We start from the raw sequence: 15,774 nt of genomic DNA on the forward strand, positions 1-15,774 counted from the left end.
TTTATATTATAAAATATTAATTAGGATAAGAAGGGGTGGGGGACTTGCAAGAGGTTTCTGAGTTTCGTATGCCAAAGTCGGTATTATATGGAAGAAATTCGCTTGAAAAACTGGGAGAACAATCAAAAAAGTTAGGGAAAAAAGCTTTTATAGTTACTGATACAATTATGGAGAAATTAGGATATGTTGAAAAGTGTATGCAACAACTAAATAAGAAAGGTATTACTGTTAGCACATATAATAAAGTGGATGCTGAGCCTACAAATATACACGTATTAGAAGCGTTATCTCTTTGTAAAGAGGAAAAGTGCGATTTTATTATCGGTATTGGTGGTGGAAGTTGTATTGATGCTGCGAAAGCGGTAGCGGTTTTATATACAAATGGTGGAGAAGTTGAGGATTATGTCCAAAAGGATATTGAAATAGAAAACAATCCACTACCACTTATTGCAATTCCAACAACTTCTGGTACTGGTTCGGAAGTTACAAGTGTAGCAGTAATTACGAATAAAAAAACAGATGTAAAAATGATGATGAAGCATCCTAGTTTTATACCGAAAGTAGCAATTATAGATCCAGTTTTGACAAGTTCGTTACCACCACAAATTACGGCAGCAACAGGAATAGATGCGTTATGTCATGCGATTGAAGCTTATATTTCTAAATTTTCACAACCACTTACAGATGTACTTGCTCTTTCAGCTATTGAAAGTATTATGAAATATTTACGTATAGCATATGAAGATGGACATAACATGGAGGCAAGAGAAGCGATGATGATTGCTTCCTTACAAGCTGGAATTGCATTTTCGAATGCATCAGTTACATTAGTTCATGGAATGTCAAGGCCAGTGGGAGCATTATTTCATGTACCGCATGGAATATCAAATGCCATACTATTACCTACAGTGTTAGAGTTTACAAAAACAAGTGCAGTGAAAAGGTTAGCAAAAATTGGGCGTAGTTTAAATAAGGATTTGTATTCGAATTCTGATGAGGAAGTAGCAAACTACACGCTTGGGGAAATAAAAAAACTTTGCTTTGATCTTCGTATTCCAAATTTAAAAGAATATGGAATCGATGAAATTGAATTTGAAAATGCTATTTCTAAAATGGCATTAGATGCAATTGAAAGTGGTAGCCCAGCTAATAACCCACGTGTTCCATCATATGATGAAATCAAAGAGTTGTATCGAGAGTGTTTTAATTATAAGTATAAAGAATTTATAAAAACATCAAATTTTTAATTTCAGAATATTCTATAAAAATTTCCTTGGAAATGAAAGTAGAATTATTCTTTATTATTCCGTTAAAACAAGACTTTATATAAGACTTTATATTCCAAACTTAAAGTCTTGTTTTATTGTGTATAATATACATAATAAAACGTTGTTATTAGTTTTATAAAAATAGTTTAGGTAGGTGTTTGTTTATATGAAAACGATAGGTCTTATAGGTGGTATGAGTTGGGAATCAACTTCAGAATATTATCGAATTATTAATGAAGAAATAAAAGAGAGATTAGGAGGGCTACATTCAGCAAAATGTTTGATTAATAGTGTGGATTTTGAAGAGATTGAACGATGTCAGTCTAGCGGAGATTGGGATGGTGCTGGAGAAATTCTAGGGAATGCGGCATATTCATTACAAAAGGGAGGAGCAGACTTTATAATTATTTGTACAAATACAATGCATAAGGTAGTTGGAAAAATAAAGGCGAAAATTGATATTCCAGTCTTACATATTGCTGATGCAACTGCAAAAGAAATTAAAAGAAAAGACATTCAAAAGGTTGGTCTGCTTGGAACTAAATATACAATGGAGCAAGATTTCTATAAGTCACGTATAGAAGAAAATAATATAAAAGTAATAGTACCATCAGAAAAAAATAGAAAAGAAATAAATAAAGTAATATATACAGAATTATGTTTAGGAAAAATAGTATCTCAATCTAGAGAATATTATAAAAGAGTCATCGAAGAGTTAGTGCAAAAAGGAGCACAGGGAATCATATTAGGTTGTACAGAAATAGGATTATTAATAAAGCAAGAAAACGTATCTGTCCCGATATTTGATACAACTCATATACATGCAATTGAAGCAGTCAAGGTAGCTCTAGATAGAGTATAATTATATTATGTAAACTTGATTCGTATATCTGGAAAACATTCAGAAAATATTTTATAATGTAAGTGGTTACATTTAAGGGGGAATGCGTATGTTTTCAGTTCAACCAATCGCATTTGTACATAATGAAAGAAAGGAAATAAAAGATGATGAGTGGGGGAAAGTAAGATCCCGTATAACTTTAACTGAAATGTATGCAGAAGAAAGTATACAAGGGATTGAAGATTTTTCTCATATTGAAGTTGTTTTTTATTTTCATAAAGTAACTGACGAGCAAATTCAGTATTTTGCTAGACATCCTAGAAATAATAAGGATTATCCTGAAGTAGGTATTTTTGCACAGCGCGGGAAAAATCGTCCGAATCGCATAGGTGTAACAATTGTCAAGGTAATCAAAAGAGAAGGTAAATCAATTATTGTTGAGGGATTAGATGCTATTGATGGCACTCCTATATTGGATATAAAACCAATAATGAAAGGGTTTATGCCGACAGAAGAAATACACCAGCCTAAATGGGCAACGGATATAATGAGACAGTATTGGAAGGGGAATGGAGTAAAATGAGAATATATGAGGCAACAATTGCAGATTTAGATGGACTAGCATCAGTTTTTAATAACTATCGCATATTTTATAGACAAGATTCTGATTTAGAAGGGGCAAAAGTATTTTTACGAAATCGAATTGAGAGAAAAGAGTCCGTTATTTTCGTAGCAGTTGAAGACGGCGAATATATTGGGTTCACGCAACTATATCCATCATTTTCTTCCATTTCAATGAAAGAATTATGGATTTTAAATGATTTATTTGTACAAGCGGCGAAGCGTGGAGCCGGAACAGGTAAAAAATTATTAGAAGCTGCTAAAGAATACGCATTAGAAAATGGAGCAAAAGGTGTAAAGCTGCAAACAGAGATTGATAATTTATCAGCACAACGATTATACGCTGAAAATGGTTATTTGAGAGATAATCGTTATTTCCATTACGAATTAACGTTTTAAAAAATTAAGTTGAAAGAGACATTTTCAAGAAAAAGAATTTCTTTGTAATGAGAAATTCTTTTTTATTTTTGCCTAAATTAAAAAACATGACAAAAATAAAACGATATTTATTTATTGTTAAACAATAAATGTTGTGATAAAATTATGTTGTCATTAAATAAGTGAGGAATTGTAAATGAATCTTAAACGAAGTTCAACAACGTTCTTAAAAGTAATTATTTTTCTTGCTGGAATTTCAGTGCTTGCTTTATGCATATTTTTAGTGCCGGAAATGGCGAATTTCGCAGCAAATTTGTATCCTAATATTGCTCCGATGAAATATCTTGTTTTCATTGTGATGTATGGAGCAGCTGTGCCTTTTTACGTTGCTCTTTATCAGGCTTTCAATCTTTTACAGTACATTGATGAGAACACAGCGTTCTCGGAATTATCAGTAAAGGCGTTAAAGAATATAAAGCGCTGTGCAATTACAATCAGTGGTTTGTATGTATTAAGTTTGCCACTTTTTCATTTTATAGCGAAAAAAATGGACCCTCCTATTGGGCTAGTGGGACTCATTATCGTTTTTGCTTCGCTCGTTATCGCCGTTTTTGCTGCTATCCTCCAACGACTTCTACAAGAGGCAATTAACATAAAATCAGAAAATGATTTGACGGTCTGAGGTGGCGGATATGACAATCATTATTAATATTGACGTCATGTTAGCAAAACGAAAAATGAGTGTAACGGAGCTTTCGGAGAAGGTTGGAATTACGATGGCGAATCTTTCTATTTTGAAAAATGGGAAAGCAAAAGCGGTTCGTTTTTCAACATTAGAAGCGATATGTAAAGCTTTAGAGTGTCAGCCAGGGGATATTTTGGAGTATAAAAACGATGAGAATACTCAATAAAAACAGATAACAAATGTAAATAATAGAAGTCAATAAAGAAGGGATAGCCACTAAGCTATTCCTTCTTTACGTTAATTGCTGTTACTAATAAAAAATATAATTTGAATTGCAATGTTTGCGTATCAAAAGGGAACTTGCTACCTTTTGAGGTGATCCGTTTTGTGGAAGACAATTATTTGCCAAAAAGGCTATTTAAACTATGTTTTAAATTATTTCGAGTGAATCAAAATCTTCATTTGTATTATAGTTGATTTAAAACCCAGTTTGTTGCATCTTCAAAGTTATCTGCAATGTAGTTTGGTTCAATATGTGCCCATTTGTCTCGGTACGTATGCAAAGCATCATACCCAGCGCCTGTTCGGACTAGAATCGTAGTCGCATTTACTTTTGCCCCTGCAACAATATCAGTCCAGCGATCACCAACTACAGCACATTGTGTTAAATCAAGCCCATGTTTTTTTGCTGCTTTAAGCAGCATGCCTGTACTTGGTTTACGGCATTCACAACCATCACCGTGTTTATGAGGACATACATAAACATCATCAAAACCGAAGCCTTCTAATTCTTGTACAAAATCGGCTACAGTGGCTATTCCATCTGCGATACCAGGTTGATTTGTGAAAGAGAAAATTTTTATATTTTTAGCTTTTAGTTTTTGCAAAGATGTTTTTGTGAATGGAAATAATGTAAAAGATCCTGGATAATGTATTGTAGTGTCACCACCAATTGTACCGTCACGATCAATGAAAATTGCTTTAATGTTTGTCATAGTTATAGTCCCTTCAATTTATTCCGTATTAACGGGGAGTAAGACCCCCACTGATTAAAGTTTCACTTTATAAGTAGTTTAAAAATGTTTTACAAATCGGTAGCCATTTACTTCATAGCCTAATTTTTTGTAAAAAGGATGAGCTTCTACTCTTTTTGTTCCACTAACTAGCCATGTGCCAATGCAATTATGTTTCTTTGCTAATTGCTCGGCATAATCCATCAACACTTGTCCAATGCCTTTCCGTCGTATGTTAGAATCAACGCTAATAATTGAAATCTCTCCATAACGTGTTACATCTTCTAAATTTTCACGTATACGAAATCCAAGTAATCCAAATATAGCTTCTTCTTCCTCGTAAACATATAAAAAATCAAACGGACTCATTTGTACGAATTGTAGGCGGTTGTTCATATCTTCATAGGAAATAGAGGAACCTTTTAATTCTTTCGTTAAAGAACAAAGTGCGTCTATATCATCTATCGTTGCTTCACGAATTTGAAAAGACATATTATCAACTCCAATAAAATGTAATCAAACATTTTGTATTCTGTTAAAAAATGTTTTTTCCTGCTATGAAAATAAATATTTTATAATGATATACAGATAGTTATATATTATTATTTTCCTTGATTGTATTAGAAATGGAAAGAAGGGGAATGCATGTTAAAAGTAAATATCCGCTCAGCTGGATATGAAATAGGTGAAAAAATAATTCATGATATAGCTTTTTCTATCGAAAAAGGTGAACTAGTTGCTCTTATTGGAGCAAATGGTGCTGGGAAGAGTACGACGATTAAAACGATACTCGGATTACTTGTAAATATGGACGGTGAAATATCATTCGGTGAAAAGAAAAATCCGTATGCATACGTACCAGAACATCCAACATACTATGATTACTTGACGCTCTGGGAACATATTGAATTATTAATGGCAGCTCGTGGAAGTGAAATGGGAAGTTGGGAAGAACGAGCGGAACAATTATTACATACTTTTCGAATGAATAAGCATAAACATGAGTATTTATCAAAGTTTTCAAAAGGCATGAAACAAAAATCGATGCTAATATTGGCATTTTTAACTGAGCCAGATTTTTATATCATTGACGAACCTTTTATCGGTTTAGATCCAGTAGCTACGAAAGAGTTTTTAAATTATTTATATAAAGAAAAAGAGCGCGGGGCAGGAATTTTACTTTGTACGCACGTATTAGATACTGCTGAAAAAATTTGTGAAAGATTTTTACTCATTTCACAAGGTACATTAGTCGCAGATGGACATTTAGAATCTATTCAAATATTAGCGGAAATGCCGGGTAGTTCATTATTAGACTGCTTTGATGTAATTGTAAGGCGTGAACAACATGATTAAACAACAATTTTATAAGAGATTACGCCATGAACTTGAGCGGAAATGGAAGTCTATACGTTCGGTAACAGATTGGACAGTCGCATTATATATTATTATTCCAGCACTTATATTTATGGGAATCTATTATCGATCGCTATGGATAAATGAATTATCAACGGAAGAGACGATTTATTTCGGATTAGGATTACTCGCATTTTATTTAGTAACATATCCAAGAGGAGTTCGTTCATTTTTTGAGCAAGCGGATAGTTTATTTTTAATTTCGTATGCAACACATATGCGAAAATTAGTCCAGTATGGCATGATGTACACATTTGTTCGAATAGCGATAACGAATATAATAGTAGTCGTTATTATGTTACCGGTGTTGATGAAAAGTATCGAAGTAACAGAGATACAAGTCCTATTATTTTGGGTATTCTTTACTATATTTCGATTTATGTTGTCGTTGTTAACGAGATTTGTTCATGTACATGTGGGGAAACGATGGGTTTTATGGATTGTAAAAAATGTAGTATTTTCTATGAGCGTGTCCTTTTTTGGAATTAGTTTATTTTTTATTTATAAAAATCCGTTGTATTCAATTTTATTTATCGGTCTAGTAATTTTCTTAAGTAGTGTATTAGTAAAAGAGAAAATGAATTATAAAAAGTTCTTTTTTAAAGAAATCGAGAAAGAAAAGGAGGAAAGCATGCGCTGGACGAGCGGAATTATGCAAGTTGGTGGTCATGCGGCTAAACCGAGTAGTTCGAATAAAAAACCGTGGATGTTTCCGCGCTCTAAAAGACTTTTAGGGAAAAAAGCTGATTCTCGTATTGTCGAATCTTTTTTGAAAGAATTTTTCCGTACAAGTACTGCACGAATATTTTATATTCAAATTGTATGTATCAGTACTGCAAGTATAATTATGACTCCAAGGTGGATTGCAGCTATTGTTCTCGTATTTGCTGTAGTTGCAATTTCTCGCTATGCACGTGATTATTGGAATGAATTTACGAATAAGATGTTTCTTCGTTTATATTGTGATGAAGGGAAATTACTATTGTTAAGATGGAAGGCAAATCGTTATTTACTACTACCAGCAATACTTTTATATGGAATAGTTATACTTTCACAGTTTTATTTATTGCCAGCTGTGGTAGGCAGCGTTGTTTTTATTTTATTAATTGTATGGATTGTATTTCTACCATTAAAAAAGAGCCATTGATGGCTCTTTTTCTAGTCTGTAACACATTGATAAATAAAATATACTAAAACGAGTATGCTTGCGGCGGAATACATGACGTCTAAAGTCATTCAAGTGCCTCCTCAATATCGTGGTATTAATATTGTATGAAATCTTACAATTTCATATTCAAGTGAAAAATATGTGAACGTTAACAAAATTGTAAAGTGCAAAAATTATAATCATTTTGTATAATAGAAGAAACCACCGTTATATAAAAAATAATGAGTGAAAGGGGAGGGAACATAAATGCCAAATTGGTTTAGAAAAACCTTAGTCGCATTAATTACCGTATTTACATTTGGTTTAGTGACGCCTCCTTCCATATTGCTTGATAATGCCAAAGCTGCGGACAAGCCTACGAGCACAGCTGGGCAACAAAGTTTGGAGAGTACGTCCTATACATATGAAGAAACGAATGACAGGTTAACCACCGATACTTTTATTACTTATGCGATGCAAGAAGCAGAGAAGCAGTCGATGCAAAAGTTTGGTACTAAAATTGGTCCAGTAATTGAAGATGAATTTAAAGATGTAATATTACCAAAGATTGAAGAGGCAATTGCTGAGCTTGCTAGTGATGTACCAGAAGATTCACTACAATCATTAGCGATTTCTCAAAAACCAGCTGGTGGGAATAATGAAAAGATTTTTCATGTCTACGATACGAAATCAGGAAATGATTTATTGCGTTTCCATGTAAGAAGAGATCATCCACCGCAAGATGGTTATTATTTTAATTTCCATTATCATCGTTTTGATGATGGATACTCAGGACATCATGAGTTAGGAAATATTTATTGGAATACGAATGTACCGCCGAAATGGCTTTCTTAAAAAGAACAAGAGAAAATCTTGTTCTTTTTTATTTTTATAGAAGGGACAGACAACCATGTTGTTGAATAACATAGGTTTAGAAAAAAGAAGCAAAGGGAGTATGGGAATGCAAAAATATATTGTTTTTGACTTTGATGGCACATTAGTAGATTCACAAAATATATTTGTACCAATTTATAATCAAATTGCTGAAAAGCACGGATATAAAACGGTAAGAGAAGAAGAAATTGAGTATTTACGCAAGTTAACGATGGCGGAGAGATGTAAACAACTCGATGTACCACTGTATAAACTACCGATATTAGCGCTGGAGTTTTATAAATTGTATCAACCTGCTATAAAAGATCTTATTTTGTTCCATGGGATGAAGGAAGTATTAGATGAACTACATAAAAAAGGCTACGGAATTGCAGTCATATCATCGAACTCAGAAGAGCATATTCGGGCGTTTTTACAAAAGAATGATATAGAAAATATACAAGAAGTGTATTGTTCTAAAAATTTGTTCGGTAAAGACAAGATGATAAAAAGATTTTTAAAATCGAAAAAGATAACAGAGAAAGATATGTTATATGTCGGTGATGAACAGCGAGACGTAGCAGCGTGTAAAAAGGCTGGAGTGAACGTAATTTGGGTATCTTGGGGATATGATGTTATTGAAACAGTGAAAAAAGATGCACCAGATTACATGGTTCATAAGCCGATGGAAATTGTGCAAGTAGTACAAGGAGCGTATTCTTAATATGAATACACTGCGAGCAGGCATTCATCATATTGAATTTTGGGTAGCAAATTTAGAGGAGTCCATTTCTTTTTATAATAAGTTGTTTTCCATAATTGGGTGGAGAAAGTTAAATGAAGTAGCATATAGCACAGGAGAAAGTGAAATATACTTTAAAGAAGTAGATGAGGAAATTGTAAGGACGTTAGGGCCTAGACATATTTGTTATCAAGCTATTCATAGAGAAGTAGTTGATGAAGTAGCAGATTTTCTTTCTAGTACGAAAGTGAAGGTAATACGTGGTCCAATTGAAATGAATCATTATTCGGAAGGTTACTATACGATTGATTTTTACGATCCGAATGGATTTATTGTAGAAGTTGCCTATACACCAAATGCAGAAATGTAAGGGGAATAGATATGAAGATAATTACAGCACGGCAAAGCAATATACAAATAGTAAAAGATGCAGCGAATATTGAAGAAATTTCTAAAGGTTTTTCGCCTGATAAGAAATATATAATTACGAATGCAAATAATGAAAAATATTTATTTCGGACAGGCGATATAAAAGAGTATGAAAGAAAGAAAATAGAGTTTCAAATTTTAAATGAAATGGTAAAACGTAACGTACAGGCACAAAGGCCAATTGAAATAGGTATATTGGAAGAAGAAGGTGTATGCTATAGTATTTTTTCATATTTAGAAGGGGAAGATGCGAAGAAGCTATTGCCTACGTATTCACCAAAAGAACAATATGATATTGGTATAGAGGCAGGAAAAGATTTAGCAAAAATGCATACATTTGAAGCTCCTAAGGATATACTTCCATGGTATGAAAGAGCTATGAAAAAACATAGTAAATATGTAGAGGTATACAAAACATGCGGAATAAAAATAAAAAATGATGATAAAATCATAAAGTTTATAGAGGAAAATGAAATATATTTAAAGAGCCGCCCGAATCGATTTCAACACGATGATTTTCATTTAGAAAATATAATTGTACGGGATGGAAAATATGTAGGTGTTGTTGATTTTAATGGCTATGACTGGGGCGACCCAATTCATGATTTCGTAAAAATTGCACTGTTTGCAAGGGATATTAGTATTCCGTATTCAATTGGACAAATAGAAGGATACTTTAATAGGAAAATACCAGAGGAGTTCTGGAAATTATACACGGTGTATATTGGCATGACAGTTTTCTCCTCAGTTGTCTGGACATTACGAGCAGCGCCGCATATGTTAGATGATATGTTAGAGCGTCTTACTATAGTTTTAGAGGATCATAATAACTTTGAGTTATCCAAGCCAATTTGGTTTCAACCAGATAAGATTGATATGAAATAGAAAAGGTAGGTGTGATTCGCACCTACCTTTATTTTTTACCATCAAGATACTTATTTAATTTTCTTAAATGTAAGCGGCTGAGTACTTAATGTAGCTGGTACATGTAACTGAAGGGATGGGAATTCACCACTTACATTCATTTCATAAGCGAATAATAAGCTCATTTTCATTTGGAATAAGTCAACTTTTGTGGAGAAGATGTCGTAATGATGATGCCCTAATTGAATATCCATTTCCATAAATTGTACATATAACGAATCATCTCGTTTGTATACTTGTAATGTTCCGTATGCAGGATGTTCAAAAGTACCAGTATAATCCTCTAACTTGTGCGAAGGTGTAGTCCCTTTAATTTGTTCAGGGAGGGATTCAGTTGCTTCTTTCATCATTTCCTTCATTTTTTTAGTATCTTCTACAGCACGTTTATGCCAATCAATGGATTCTAATTCAAGTAGTTCGTCATAAATTTGATTAGCGAGATAAGTAGGAAGTAATGTTCCTCCAGCATTCGTTAAAATGACAAGGCCTATGTTTTCTGTTGGTATGAATGAAACAAGCGCTGAAAATCCATCGATATTACCGCCATGATGAATCACTTTTTTACCACGATAAGCGCTAATAAACCAACCAAGACCGTAACTATTTAATGGAGATTCAGGGAGTGATAAAACCGGTTGGTCTGGAATTGAATTGTGTGGTGTATACATTTGTTGTAATAATTCAGAGGAGATTAATTCATGATCTCCAAATTTTCCTTCATTTAAGTGGAGAAGTACCCAATTTGTCATATCTTCAATTGTGGAATTAATACACCCAGCAGCGCCAACTGTATCGATGTTACGGAATGGAACTGCTTTTATTTCACCGTCATTTTCAATGTAAGGTAAAGCGTAATCATCTGTAGTTTGTGAATCGTTAACAGAGAAGTTTGTATGTCTCATATTTAAAGGTTCTAAAATATGTTCTGTAGTGTATTGCTCCCACGTTTGATTTGTAATGTTTTCAACAATGTAGCTAATTGTTGCATACATTAAGTTGTTATATAGAAATGCAGTCCGGAACGGTGCATCAAGTGGTAAATGTTTTATTTTTTCAACGAGATCTTTTCGAGATAAGGAAGAACTGTACCAAAGAGCCTCATGACGACTCACTCCAGTTCGATGAGAAGCTAAATCCCGTCCTGTAACTTGTGAGCTAGCAAGTAGTTCAGATAAAGTAAAGTTAGGTATATAAGACGAGACAGGAGCATCCCAATTAAACTTTTTTTGCTGTGCTAACAAGCTTAATGAAAGTGTACCAAACGCTTTCGTTGAGGAACCGATTGCGAATCGAGTATTCGGTGTAACAGCCTCTTTTGTTTCTATATTACGATAGCCGAAACCTTCTGAAAGAATAACTTCACCGTCTTTTATAACAGCGACAGCAACACCAGGAACATTTAAATCCTTCATCATTTTTTCAACCGTGGTTTGTAAAGAAGTCATAACAGGTGTTTCAATTTTAGACATATTTCTAACCTCCAAATATAAATTTTGATCTACCGCACTATACTTTCGGTAATAGAAAATGAAAACCTTTTAAAATATGGAAAGTTAATAATTTTGTAAGAATTAGCGCAAGAAATTTTATTAATTAAGATTATTAAATTTACCATTTTTCATGTTATGATAAATTCCATATACGATTGAAAGAAGGTTTTCCTACATATGAAACATGCTGAAAATGAATACTTAAATTTATGCCGCCATGTAATGGAACATGGTACGAAGAAAGAAGATCGTACAGGGACAGGAACTGTATCTGTATTTGGATATCAAATGCGTTTTGATTTGAGCAAAGGATTTCCTTTATTAACGACAAAAAGAGTACCATTTCGCCTTGTAGCAAGTGAACTACTTTGGTTTATGAAAGGTGATACAAATATTCGCTATTTATTGCAGCATAATAATAACATTTGGAATGAATGGGCGTTTAAGAGCTGGGTAGAAAGTGATGAGTATACTGGTCCTGACATGACTGATTTTGGTCTTCGCTCACAACAAGATGAAGAATTTAAAGTACAGTACGATGAGCAAATGGAATTGTTTAAAAAGAACGTTTTAGAAGATGATGAGTTCTCAAATAAATATGGTTATTTAGGAGACGTTTACGGTAAACAATGGCGTGCTTGGAAAACGACAGCTGGTGAGACACTTGATCAATTAAAAGATGTAATTGAAATGATTAAAAAAACACCAGACTCACGTCGTTTAATCGTTTCTGCTTGGAATCCTGAAGACGTACCGAGTATGGCATTACCGCCTTGTCATACATTATTCCAATTTTATGTAGCGGACGGAAAACTTTCTTGTCAGCTATATCAAAGAAGTGGTGACATATTCCTTGGAATTCCATTTAACATCGCAAGTTATTCACTACTAACACATTTAATTGCACATGAATGTGGTCTTGAAGTAGGAGAATTTGTTCATACAATTGGAGATGCACACATTTATACAAATCATTTTGAACAAGTAGAAAAGCAATTGGCACGTGAACCACGTCCATTCCCGAAACTTACATTAAATCCAGATGTGAAATCTGTGTTTGATTTTGAAATGGAAGATTTAATGATTGAAGGATACGATCCGCATCCAGCAATTAAAGCACCGGTTGCAGTATAATTGTAGAGGAGATGAAAAAATGATTGTTTCATTTATGGTCGCGATGGACGAAAATAGAGTAATTGGTAAAGATAATAATTTACCTTGGCGTTTACCGAGTGAATTACAATACGTGAAGAAAACAACGATGGGCCACCCGCTTATTATGGGAAGAAAGAACTATGAAGCGATTGGTAGACCACTGCCTGGAAGACGTAATATTATTGTAACTCGTAATGAAGGGTATCATGTTGAAGGCTGTGAAGTTGTTCATTCTGTAGAAGAAGTATTTGAACTATGTAAAAATGAAGAAGAGATTTTTATTTTTGGCGGAGCGCAAATTTACGATCTCTTTTTACCTTATGTAGACAAGTTATATATAACAAAAATCCATTATGCATTTGAAGGAGATACATTCTTCCCAGAAATGGATATGACAAATTGGAAAGAGATTTTTGTAGAAAAAGGTTTAACGGATGAAAAAAACCCGTATACGTATTATTACCATGTATATGAGAAGCAACAATAATAAAAAAGATTGATGTGAGAATTCACGTCAATCTTTTTATTTGTATTCACCAATATAAGTTTATAGATGAGATTCGATAGTGCTATAATGATAGGTAGCATGTAAAAATGCTAAAATTTTCAAAAGTACTAATATAGAAAGAGGAGGAGAATCGATTGAGAAAGATATGGGGGATTCTTTTTCTTTGCTTAACATTCATGTTAGTTGGATGTGGTAAAGAAGAAAAACCACAAGAAGCGTTTGATACATATGTAAAAGCGTGGAATAAACAAAAATTTGCAGATATGTATGATCAACTATCAAAAAATGCAAAAAAAGATATTTCAAAGAAAGAGTTTACTGAGAAATATGAAAAAATTTATTCTGGTATCGAAGTGAAAGACTTAAAGGTAGAAACAGGGGAAGTAAAAGAAGATAAAAAAGATGAAGGTCCTGTTCCTTTTAAAGTAAGCATGGATACAGTTGGTGGTAAAATCACATTTGGTCATGAAGCAAAAATGGTGAAAGAAAAAGATGGAGATAAAGAATCTTGGAAAATAGATTGGACTCCTGATTTTATTTTCCCTGGCATGACGAAAGATAGTAAAGTGCGTATGCAGACAACACAGCCAAAACGTGGTGAAATATACGATCGTAATGGAAAAGGTCTTGCAACGAATGGGAAAGCTTCTGAAATCGGATTGATTCCTGAAAAGTTAGGCGATACTGCTCCGCAGACGAAAGAAACAGTAGCGAAGTTATTAAATATGTCTGTAGAAGAAATTGATCAAAAATTAGCTGCTAAATGGGTAAAACCAGGGTATCTCGTACCAATTGGAATTTTGCCTGAAGGGGCAACACAAAATACGTACATTGATTTACCAGGTGTTTCAACAAAACCTGTAAATGTTCGTACATATCCGTTAGGGGAAGCGGCAGCTCATCTGACTGGTTATATTGGAAAGGTAAATGCTGAAGATTTAAAAACGCTACAAAAGAAAGGCTATCAAGCTGATGACCCAGTTGGTAAAGCTGGCTTAGAGCAAGTATTAGAGGAAAAGCTACGCGGTAAAAAAGGTGGCCGTGTCTTTGTAGAAGATGCGCAAGGAAAAGAAATTAAAAATTTAGCAAAAACAGATGCTGTTGATGGAGAAAATGTAACTTTAACTATTGATAGTGTTGTTCAAGAAAAAACGTATAATGAAATGAAGGGCGAAGCTGGTTCAAGTGCAGCAATTAATCCGAAAAGTGGAGAAACAATTGCACTAGTAAGTAGTCCAGCATATGATCCTAATATAATTGCACGAGGGACATCAAAGGCACAACGCGAAGCGTGGAATAATGATCCGAAAAAACCAATGACAAATCGCTTTACACAATTGTCGGTACCAGGTTCTGTATTTAAACCTATTACAGCTGCAATTGGTCTTGAAACGAAAACGATTGATCCAAAAGAAGAGTTGAAAATTGAAGGATTAAAATGGACAAAAGATTCTTCTTGGGGTAATTACTATGTAACGCGTGTGAAAGATGCAAATCCGATTGATCTTGATAAGGCGATGAAATACTCGGATAATATTTACTTCGCACAAGAAGCTTTAAAAATCGGAAAAGACAAGTTTATGAGTGAAGCGAAAAAATTCGGATTCGATGAGAAACTACCAATTGAATATGGATTCCCTGCTTCTAAAATTGCAAATGACGGCATTAAAAATGATATTCAAATGGCAGATACAGGATATGGACAAGGACAAGTATTAATGACTCCTCTTCATTTAGCTTTAACGTATGCGCCAATTGTAAATGATGGAACGATTCCGTCACCGTATATTATTAAAACAGATAAACAACCAAAAGCTTGGAAAGAAAATGTAATTTCTAAAGGAAATCAGGATATATTAAAAACTGCAATGACGAAAGTAATTAATGATCCAGATGGTACAGGGAAAATTGCTAAAATTGATGGCATGACTCTTGCTGGAAAAACAGGTACAGCGGAATTAAAAGTATCAAAAGAGGCCGAAGGAAAAGAACTAGGTTGGTTCGCTGCATTTGATTTAAATTCACCAGATATGGTCATTACAATGATGATTGAAGATGTAAAAGGTAGAGGCGGAAGTAATATTCCAGCTGAAAAAGTAAAACATGTATTTCAAAAATAATATGTAATAGAAGGCTATCTCTATAAGTTGTAGAGGTAGCCTTTTTATATGAAAGAGTTCTTAATATCTGTATACTAAATTTTAAGGAAACAAAGTAAATCATTAACTTACGAAAAAAAAGTAGCTATTTTTTATTGACATTGATTAAAACTTTTTGTATTATA

Annotated in this window: 18 protein-coding genes; 15 read left to right on the forward strand and 3 right to left on the reverse strand. The window is 33.6% G+C overall.

What is annotated here, in order from left to right; all coding sequences use genetic code 11:
* Window positions 1-44: 44 nt before the first annotated feature.
* From MKY21_RS10980 to MKY21_RS11005, 6 genes are all read left to right on the forward strand, one after another.
* The gene (locus tag MKY21_RS10980) at window positions 45-1,247 is read left to right on the forward strand and encodes an iron-containing alcohol dehydrogenase (protein WP_044795534.1); all 1,203 of its coding nucleotides are present in this window, start codon (window positions 45-47) and stop codon (window positions 1,245-1,247) included.
* A 187-nt stretch (window positions 1,248-1,434) separates the two neighbouring features.
* Window positions 1,435-2,130 carry an aspartate/glutamate racemase family protein gene (locus MKY21_RS10985; protein ID WP_000848571.1) on the forward strand — a complete coding sequence of 232 codons (696 nt, stop codon included), beginning with the start codon at window positions 1,435-1,437 and terminating at the stop codon, window positions 2,128-2,130.
* Between the two features lie 88 nt (window positions 2,131-2,218).
* Complete coding sequence (locus MKY21_RS10990; RefSeq protein ID WP_016117728.1) at window positions 2,219-2,692, forward strand: SAM-dependent methyltransferase; 474 nt, start codon at window positions 2,219-2,221, stop codon at window positions 2,690-2,692.
* The gene (locus tag MKY21_RS10995) at window positions 2,689-3,129 is read left to right on the forward strand and encodes a GNAT family N-acetyltransferase (protein ID WP_001223853.1); all 441 of its coding nucleotides are present in this window, start codon (window positions 2,689-2,691) and stop codon (window positions 3,127-3,129) included. The genes MKY21_RS10990 and MKY21_RS10995 overlap by 4 nt, the downstream gene beginning before the upstream one ends.
* A 175-nt stretch (window positions 3,130-3,304) precedes the next feature.
* Window positions 3,305-3,790 carry a DUF2975 domain-containing protein gene (locus MKY21_RS11000; RefSeq protein ID WP_001050149.1) on the forward strand — a complete coding sequence of 162 codons (486 nt, stop codon included), beginning with the start codon at window positions 3,305-3,307 and terminating at the stop codon, window positions 3,788-3,790.
* A 10-nt stretch (window positions 3,791-3,800) separates the two neighbouring features.
* Window positions 3,801-4,019, forward strand: coding sequence for a helix-turn-helix domain-containing protein (locus MKY21_RS11005; RefSeq protein ID WP_000152534.1), 219 nt, complete (start codon window positions 3,801-3,803; stop codon window positions 4,017-4,019).
* A gap of 241 nt (window positions 4,020-4,260) precedes the next feature.
* Here MKY21_RS11005 and MKY21_RS11010 read toward each other — a convergent pair whose 3' ends face one another.
* A complete protein-coding gene (locus MKY21_RS11010) occupies window positions 4,261-4,788 on the reverse strand; it encodes an HAD-IIIA family hydrolase (RefSeq protein ID WP_016117730.1) in 528 nt (175 codons plus the stop codon).
* A gap of 78 nt (window positions 4,789-4,866) precedes the next feature.
* Window positions 4,867-5,298, reverse strand: a complete 432-nt coding sequence (locus MKY21_RS11015) for a GNAT family N-acetyltransferase (protein ID WP_000009776.1) — start codon at window positions 5,296-5,298, stop codon at window positions 4,867-4,869.
* Between the two features lie 153 nt (window positions 5,299-5,451).
* Between MKY21_RS11015 and MKY21_RS11020 the strand changes: the two genes are divergently transcribed.
* From MKY21_RS11020 to MKY21_RS11045, 6 genes are all read left to right on the forward strand, one after another.
* Entirely contained in the window at window positions 5,452-6,162 is a 711-nt protein-coding gene (locus MKY21_RS11020) for an ABC transporter ATP-binding protein (protein WP_000921904.1), read from the forward strand.
* Entirely contained in the window at window positions 6,155-7,369 is a 1,215-nt protein-coding gene (locus tag MKY21_RS11025; RefSeq protein WP_098207085.1) for an ABC transporter permease, read from the forward strand. Before MKY21_RS11020 ends, MKY21_RS11025 begins: the two co-directional genes overlap by 8 nt.
* A gap of 267 nt (window positions 7,370-7,636) precedes the next feature.
* A complete protein-coding gene (locus MKY21_RS11030; protein ID WP_001134421.1) occupies window positions 7,637-8,224 on the forward strand; it encodes a YpjP family protein in 588 nt (195 codons plus the stop codon).
* A 106-nt stretch (window positions 8,225-8,330) separates the two neighbouring features.
* Window positions 8,331-8,966: an HAD family hydrolase gene (locus MKY21_RS11035; RefSeq protein WP_001987851.1), complete on the forward strand. Its 636-nt coding sequence runs from the start codon at window positions 8,331-8,333 to the stop codon at window positions 8,964-8,966.
* 1 nt (window position 8,967) lies between these two features.
* Window positions 8,968-9,354 (forward strand): VOC family protein, encoded by a 387-nt coding sequence (locus MKY21_RS11040; RefSeq protein WP_001094668.1) that lies wholly within the window; start codon window positions 8,968-8,970, stop codon window positions 9,352-9,354.
* A gap of 11 nt (window positions 9,355-9,365) precedes the next feature.
* A complete protein-coding gene (locus MKY21_RS11045; protein WP_341076248.1) occupies window positions 9,366-10,298 on the forward strand; it encodes an aminoglycoside phosphotransferase family protein in 933 nt (310 codons plus the stop codon).
* Between the two features lie 50 nt (window positions 10,299-10,348).
* On the opposite strand, the gene MKY21_RS11050 is transcribed toward MKY21_RS11045, so the two are convergent.
* The gene (locus MKY21_RS11050) at window positions 10,349-11,806 is read right to left on the reverse strand and encodes a serine hydrolase (RefSeq protein WP_044795538.1); all 1,458 of its coding nucleotides are present in this window, start codon (window positions 11,804-11,806) and stop codon (window positions 10,349-10,351) included.
* 198 nt (window positions 11,807-12,004) lie between these two features.
* On the opposite strand from MKY21_RS11050, the gene MKY21_RS11055 reads away from it, so the two are divergent.
* The 3 genes from MKY21_RS11055 to pbpC all read left to right on the forward strand — a co-directional run bounded on the left by MKY21_RS11055 (window position 12,005) and on the right by pbpC (window position 15,610).
* Window positions 12,005-12,961, forward strand: coding sequence for a thymidylate synthase (locus tag MKY21_RS11055; RefSeq protein WP_044795539.1), 957 nt, complete (start codon window positions 12,005-12,007; stop codon window positions 12,959-12,961).
* A gap of 19 nt (window positions 12,962-12,980) precedes the next feature.
* Complete coding sequence (locus MKY21_RS11060; protein WP_000637207.1) at window positions 12,981-13,469, forward strand: dihydrofolate reductase; 489 nt, start codon at window positions 12,981-12,983, stop codon at window positions 13,467-13,469.
* A gap of 155 nt (window positions 13,470-13,624) precedes the next feature.
* The gene (pbpC, locus tag MKY21_RS11065; RefSeq protein ID WP_001227248.1) at window positions 13,625-15,610 is read left to right on the forward strand and encodes a penicillin-binding protein 3; all 1,986 of its coding nucleotides are present in this window, start codon (window positions 13,625-13,627) and stop codon (window positions 15,608-15,610) included.
* Window positions 15,611-15,774 lie beyond the last annotated feature (164 nt).

Source organism: Bacillus sp. FSL R9-9497 (assembly GCF_038005805.1).
Lineage (GTDB): Bacteria > Bacillota > Bacilli > Bacillales > Bacillaceae_G > Bacillus_A > Bacillus_A cereus.

Coding starts and splice junctions, on each gene's coding strand:
- MKY21_RS10985 (WP_000848571.1), top strand. CDS start 1,435: ATGAAAACGATAGGTCTTATAGGTGGTATGAGTTGGGAATCAACTTCA.
- MKY21_RS10990 (WP_016117728.1), top strand. CDS start 2,219: ATGTTTTCAGTTCAACCAATCGCATTTGTACATAATGAAAGAAAGGAA.
- MKY21_RS10995 (WP_001223853.1), top strand. CDS start 2,689: ATGAGAATATATGAGGCAACAATTGCAGATTTAGATGGACTAGCATCA.
- MKY21_RS11000 (WP_001050149.1), top strand. CDS start 3,305: ATGAATCTTAAACGAAGTTCAACAACGTTCTTAAAAGTAATTATTTTT.
- MKY21_RS11005 (WP_000152534.1), top strand. CDS start 3,801: ATGACAATCATTATTAATATTGACGTCATGTTAGCAAAACGAAAAATG.
- MKY21_RS11010 (WP_016117730.1), bottom strand. CDS start 4,788: ATGACAAACATTAAAGCAATTTTCATTGATCGTGACGGTACAATTGGT.
- MKY21_RS11015 (WP_000009776.1), bottom strand. CDS start 5,298: ATGTCTTTTCAAATTCGTGAAGCAACGATAGATGATATAGACGCACTT.
- MKY21_RS11020 (WP_000921904.1), top strand. CDS start 5,452: ATGTTAAAAGTAAATATCCGCTCAGCTGGATATGAAATAGGTGAAAAA.
- MKY21_RS11025 (WP_098207085.1), top strand. CDS start 6,155: ATGATTAAACAACAATTTTATAAGAGATTACGCCATGAACTTGAGCGG.
- MKY21_RS11030 (WP_001134421.1), top strand. CDS start 7,637: ATGCCAAATTGGTTTAGAAAAACCTTAGTCGCATTAATTACCGTATTT.
- MKY21_RS11035 (WP_001987851.1), top strand. CDS start 8,331: ATGCAAAAATATATTGTTTTTGACTTTGATGGCACATTAGTAGATTCA.
- MKY21_RS11040 (WP_001094668.1), top strand. CDS start 8,968: ATGAATACACTGCGAGCAGGCATTCATCATATTGAATTTTGGGTAGCA.
- MKY21_RS11045 (WP_341076248.1), top strand. CDS start 9,366: ATGAAGATAATTACAGCACGGCAAAGCAATATACAAATAGTAAAAGAT.
- MKY21_RS11050 (WP_044795538.1), bottom strand. CDS start 11,806: ATGTCTAAAATTGAAACACCTGTTATGACTTCTTTACAAACCACGGTT.
- MKY21_RS11055 (WP_044795539.1), top strand. CDS start 12,005: ATGAAACATGCTGAAAATGAATACTTAAATTTATGCCGCCATGTAATG.
- MKY21_RS11060 (WP_000637207.1), top strand. CDS start 12,981: ATGATTGTTTCATTTATGGTCGCGATGGACGAAAATAGAGTAATTGGT.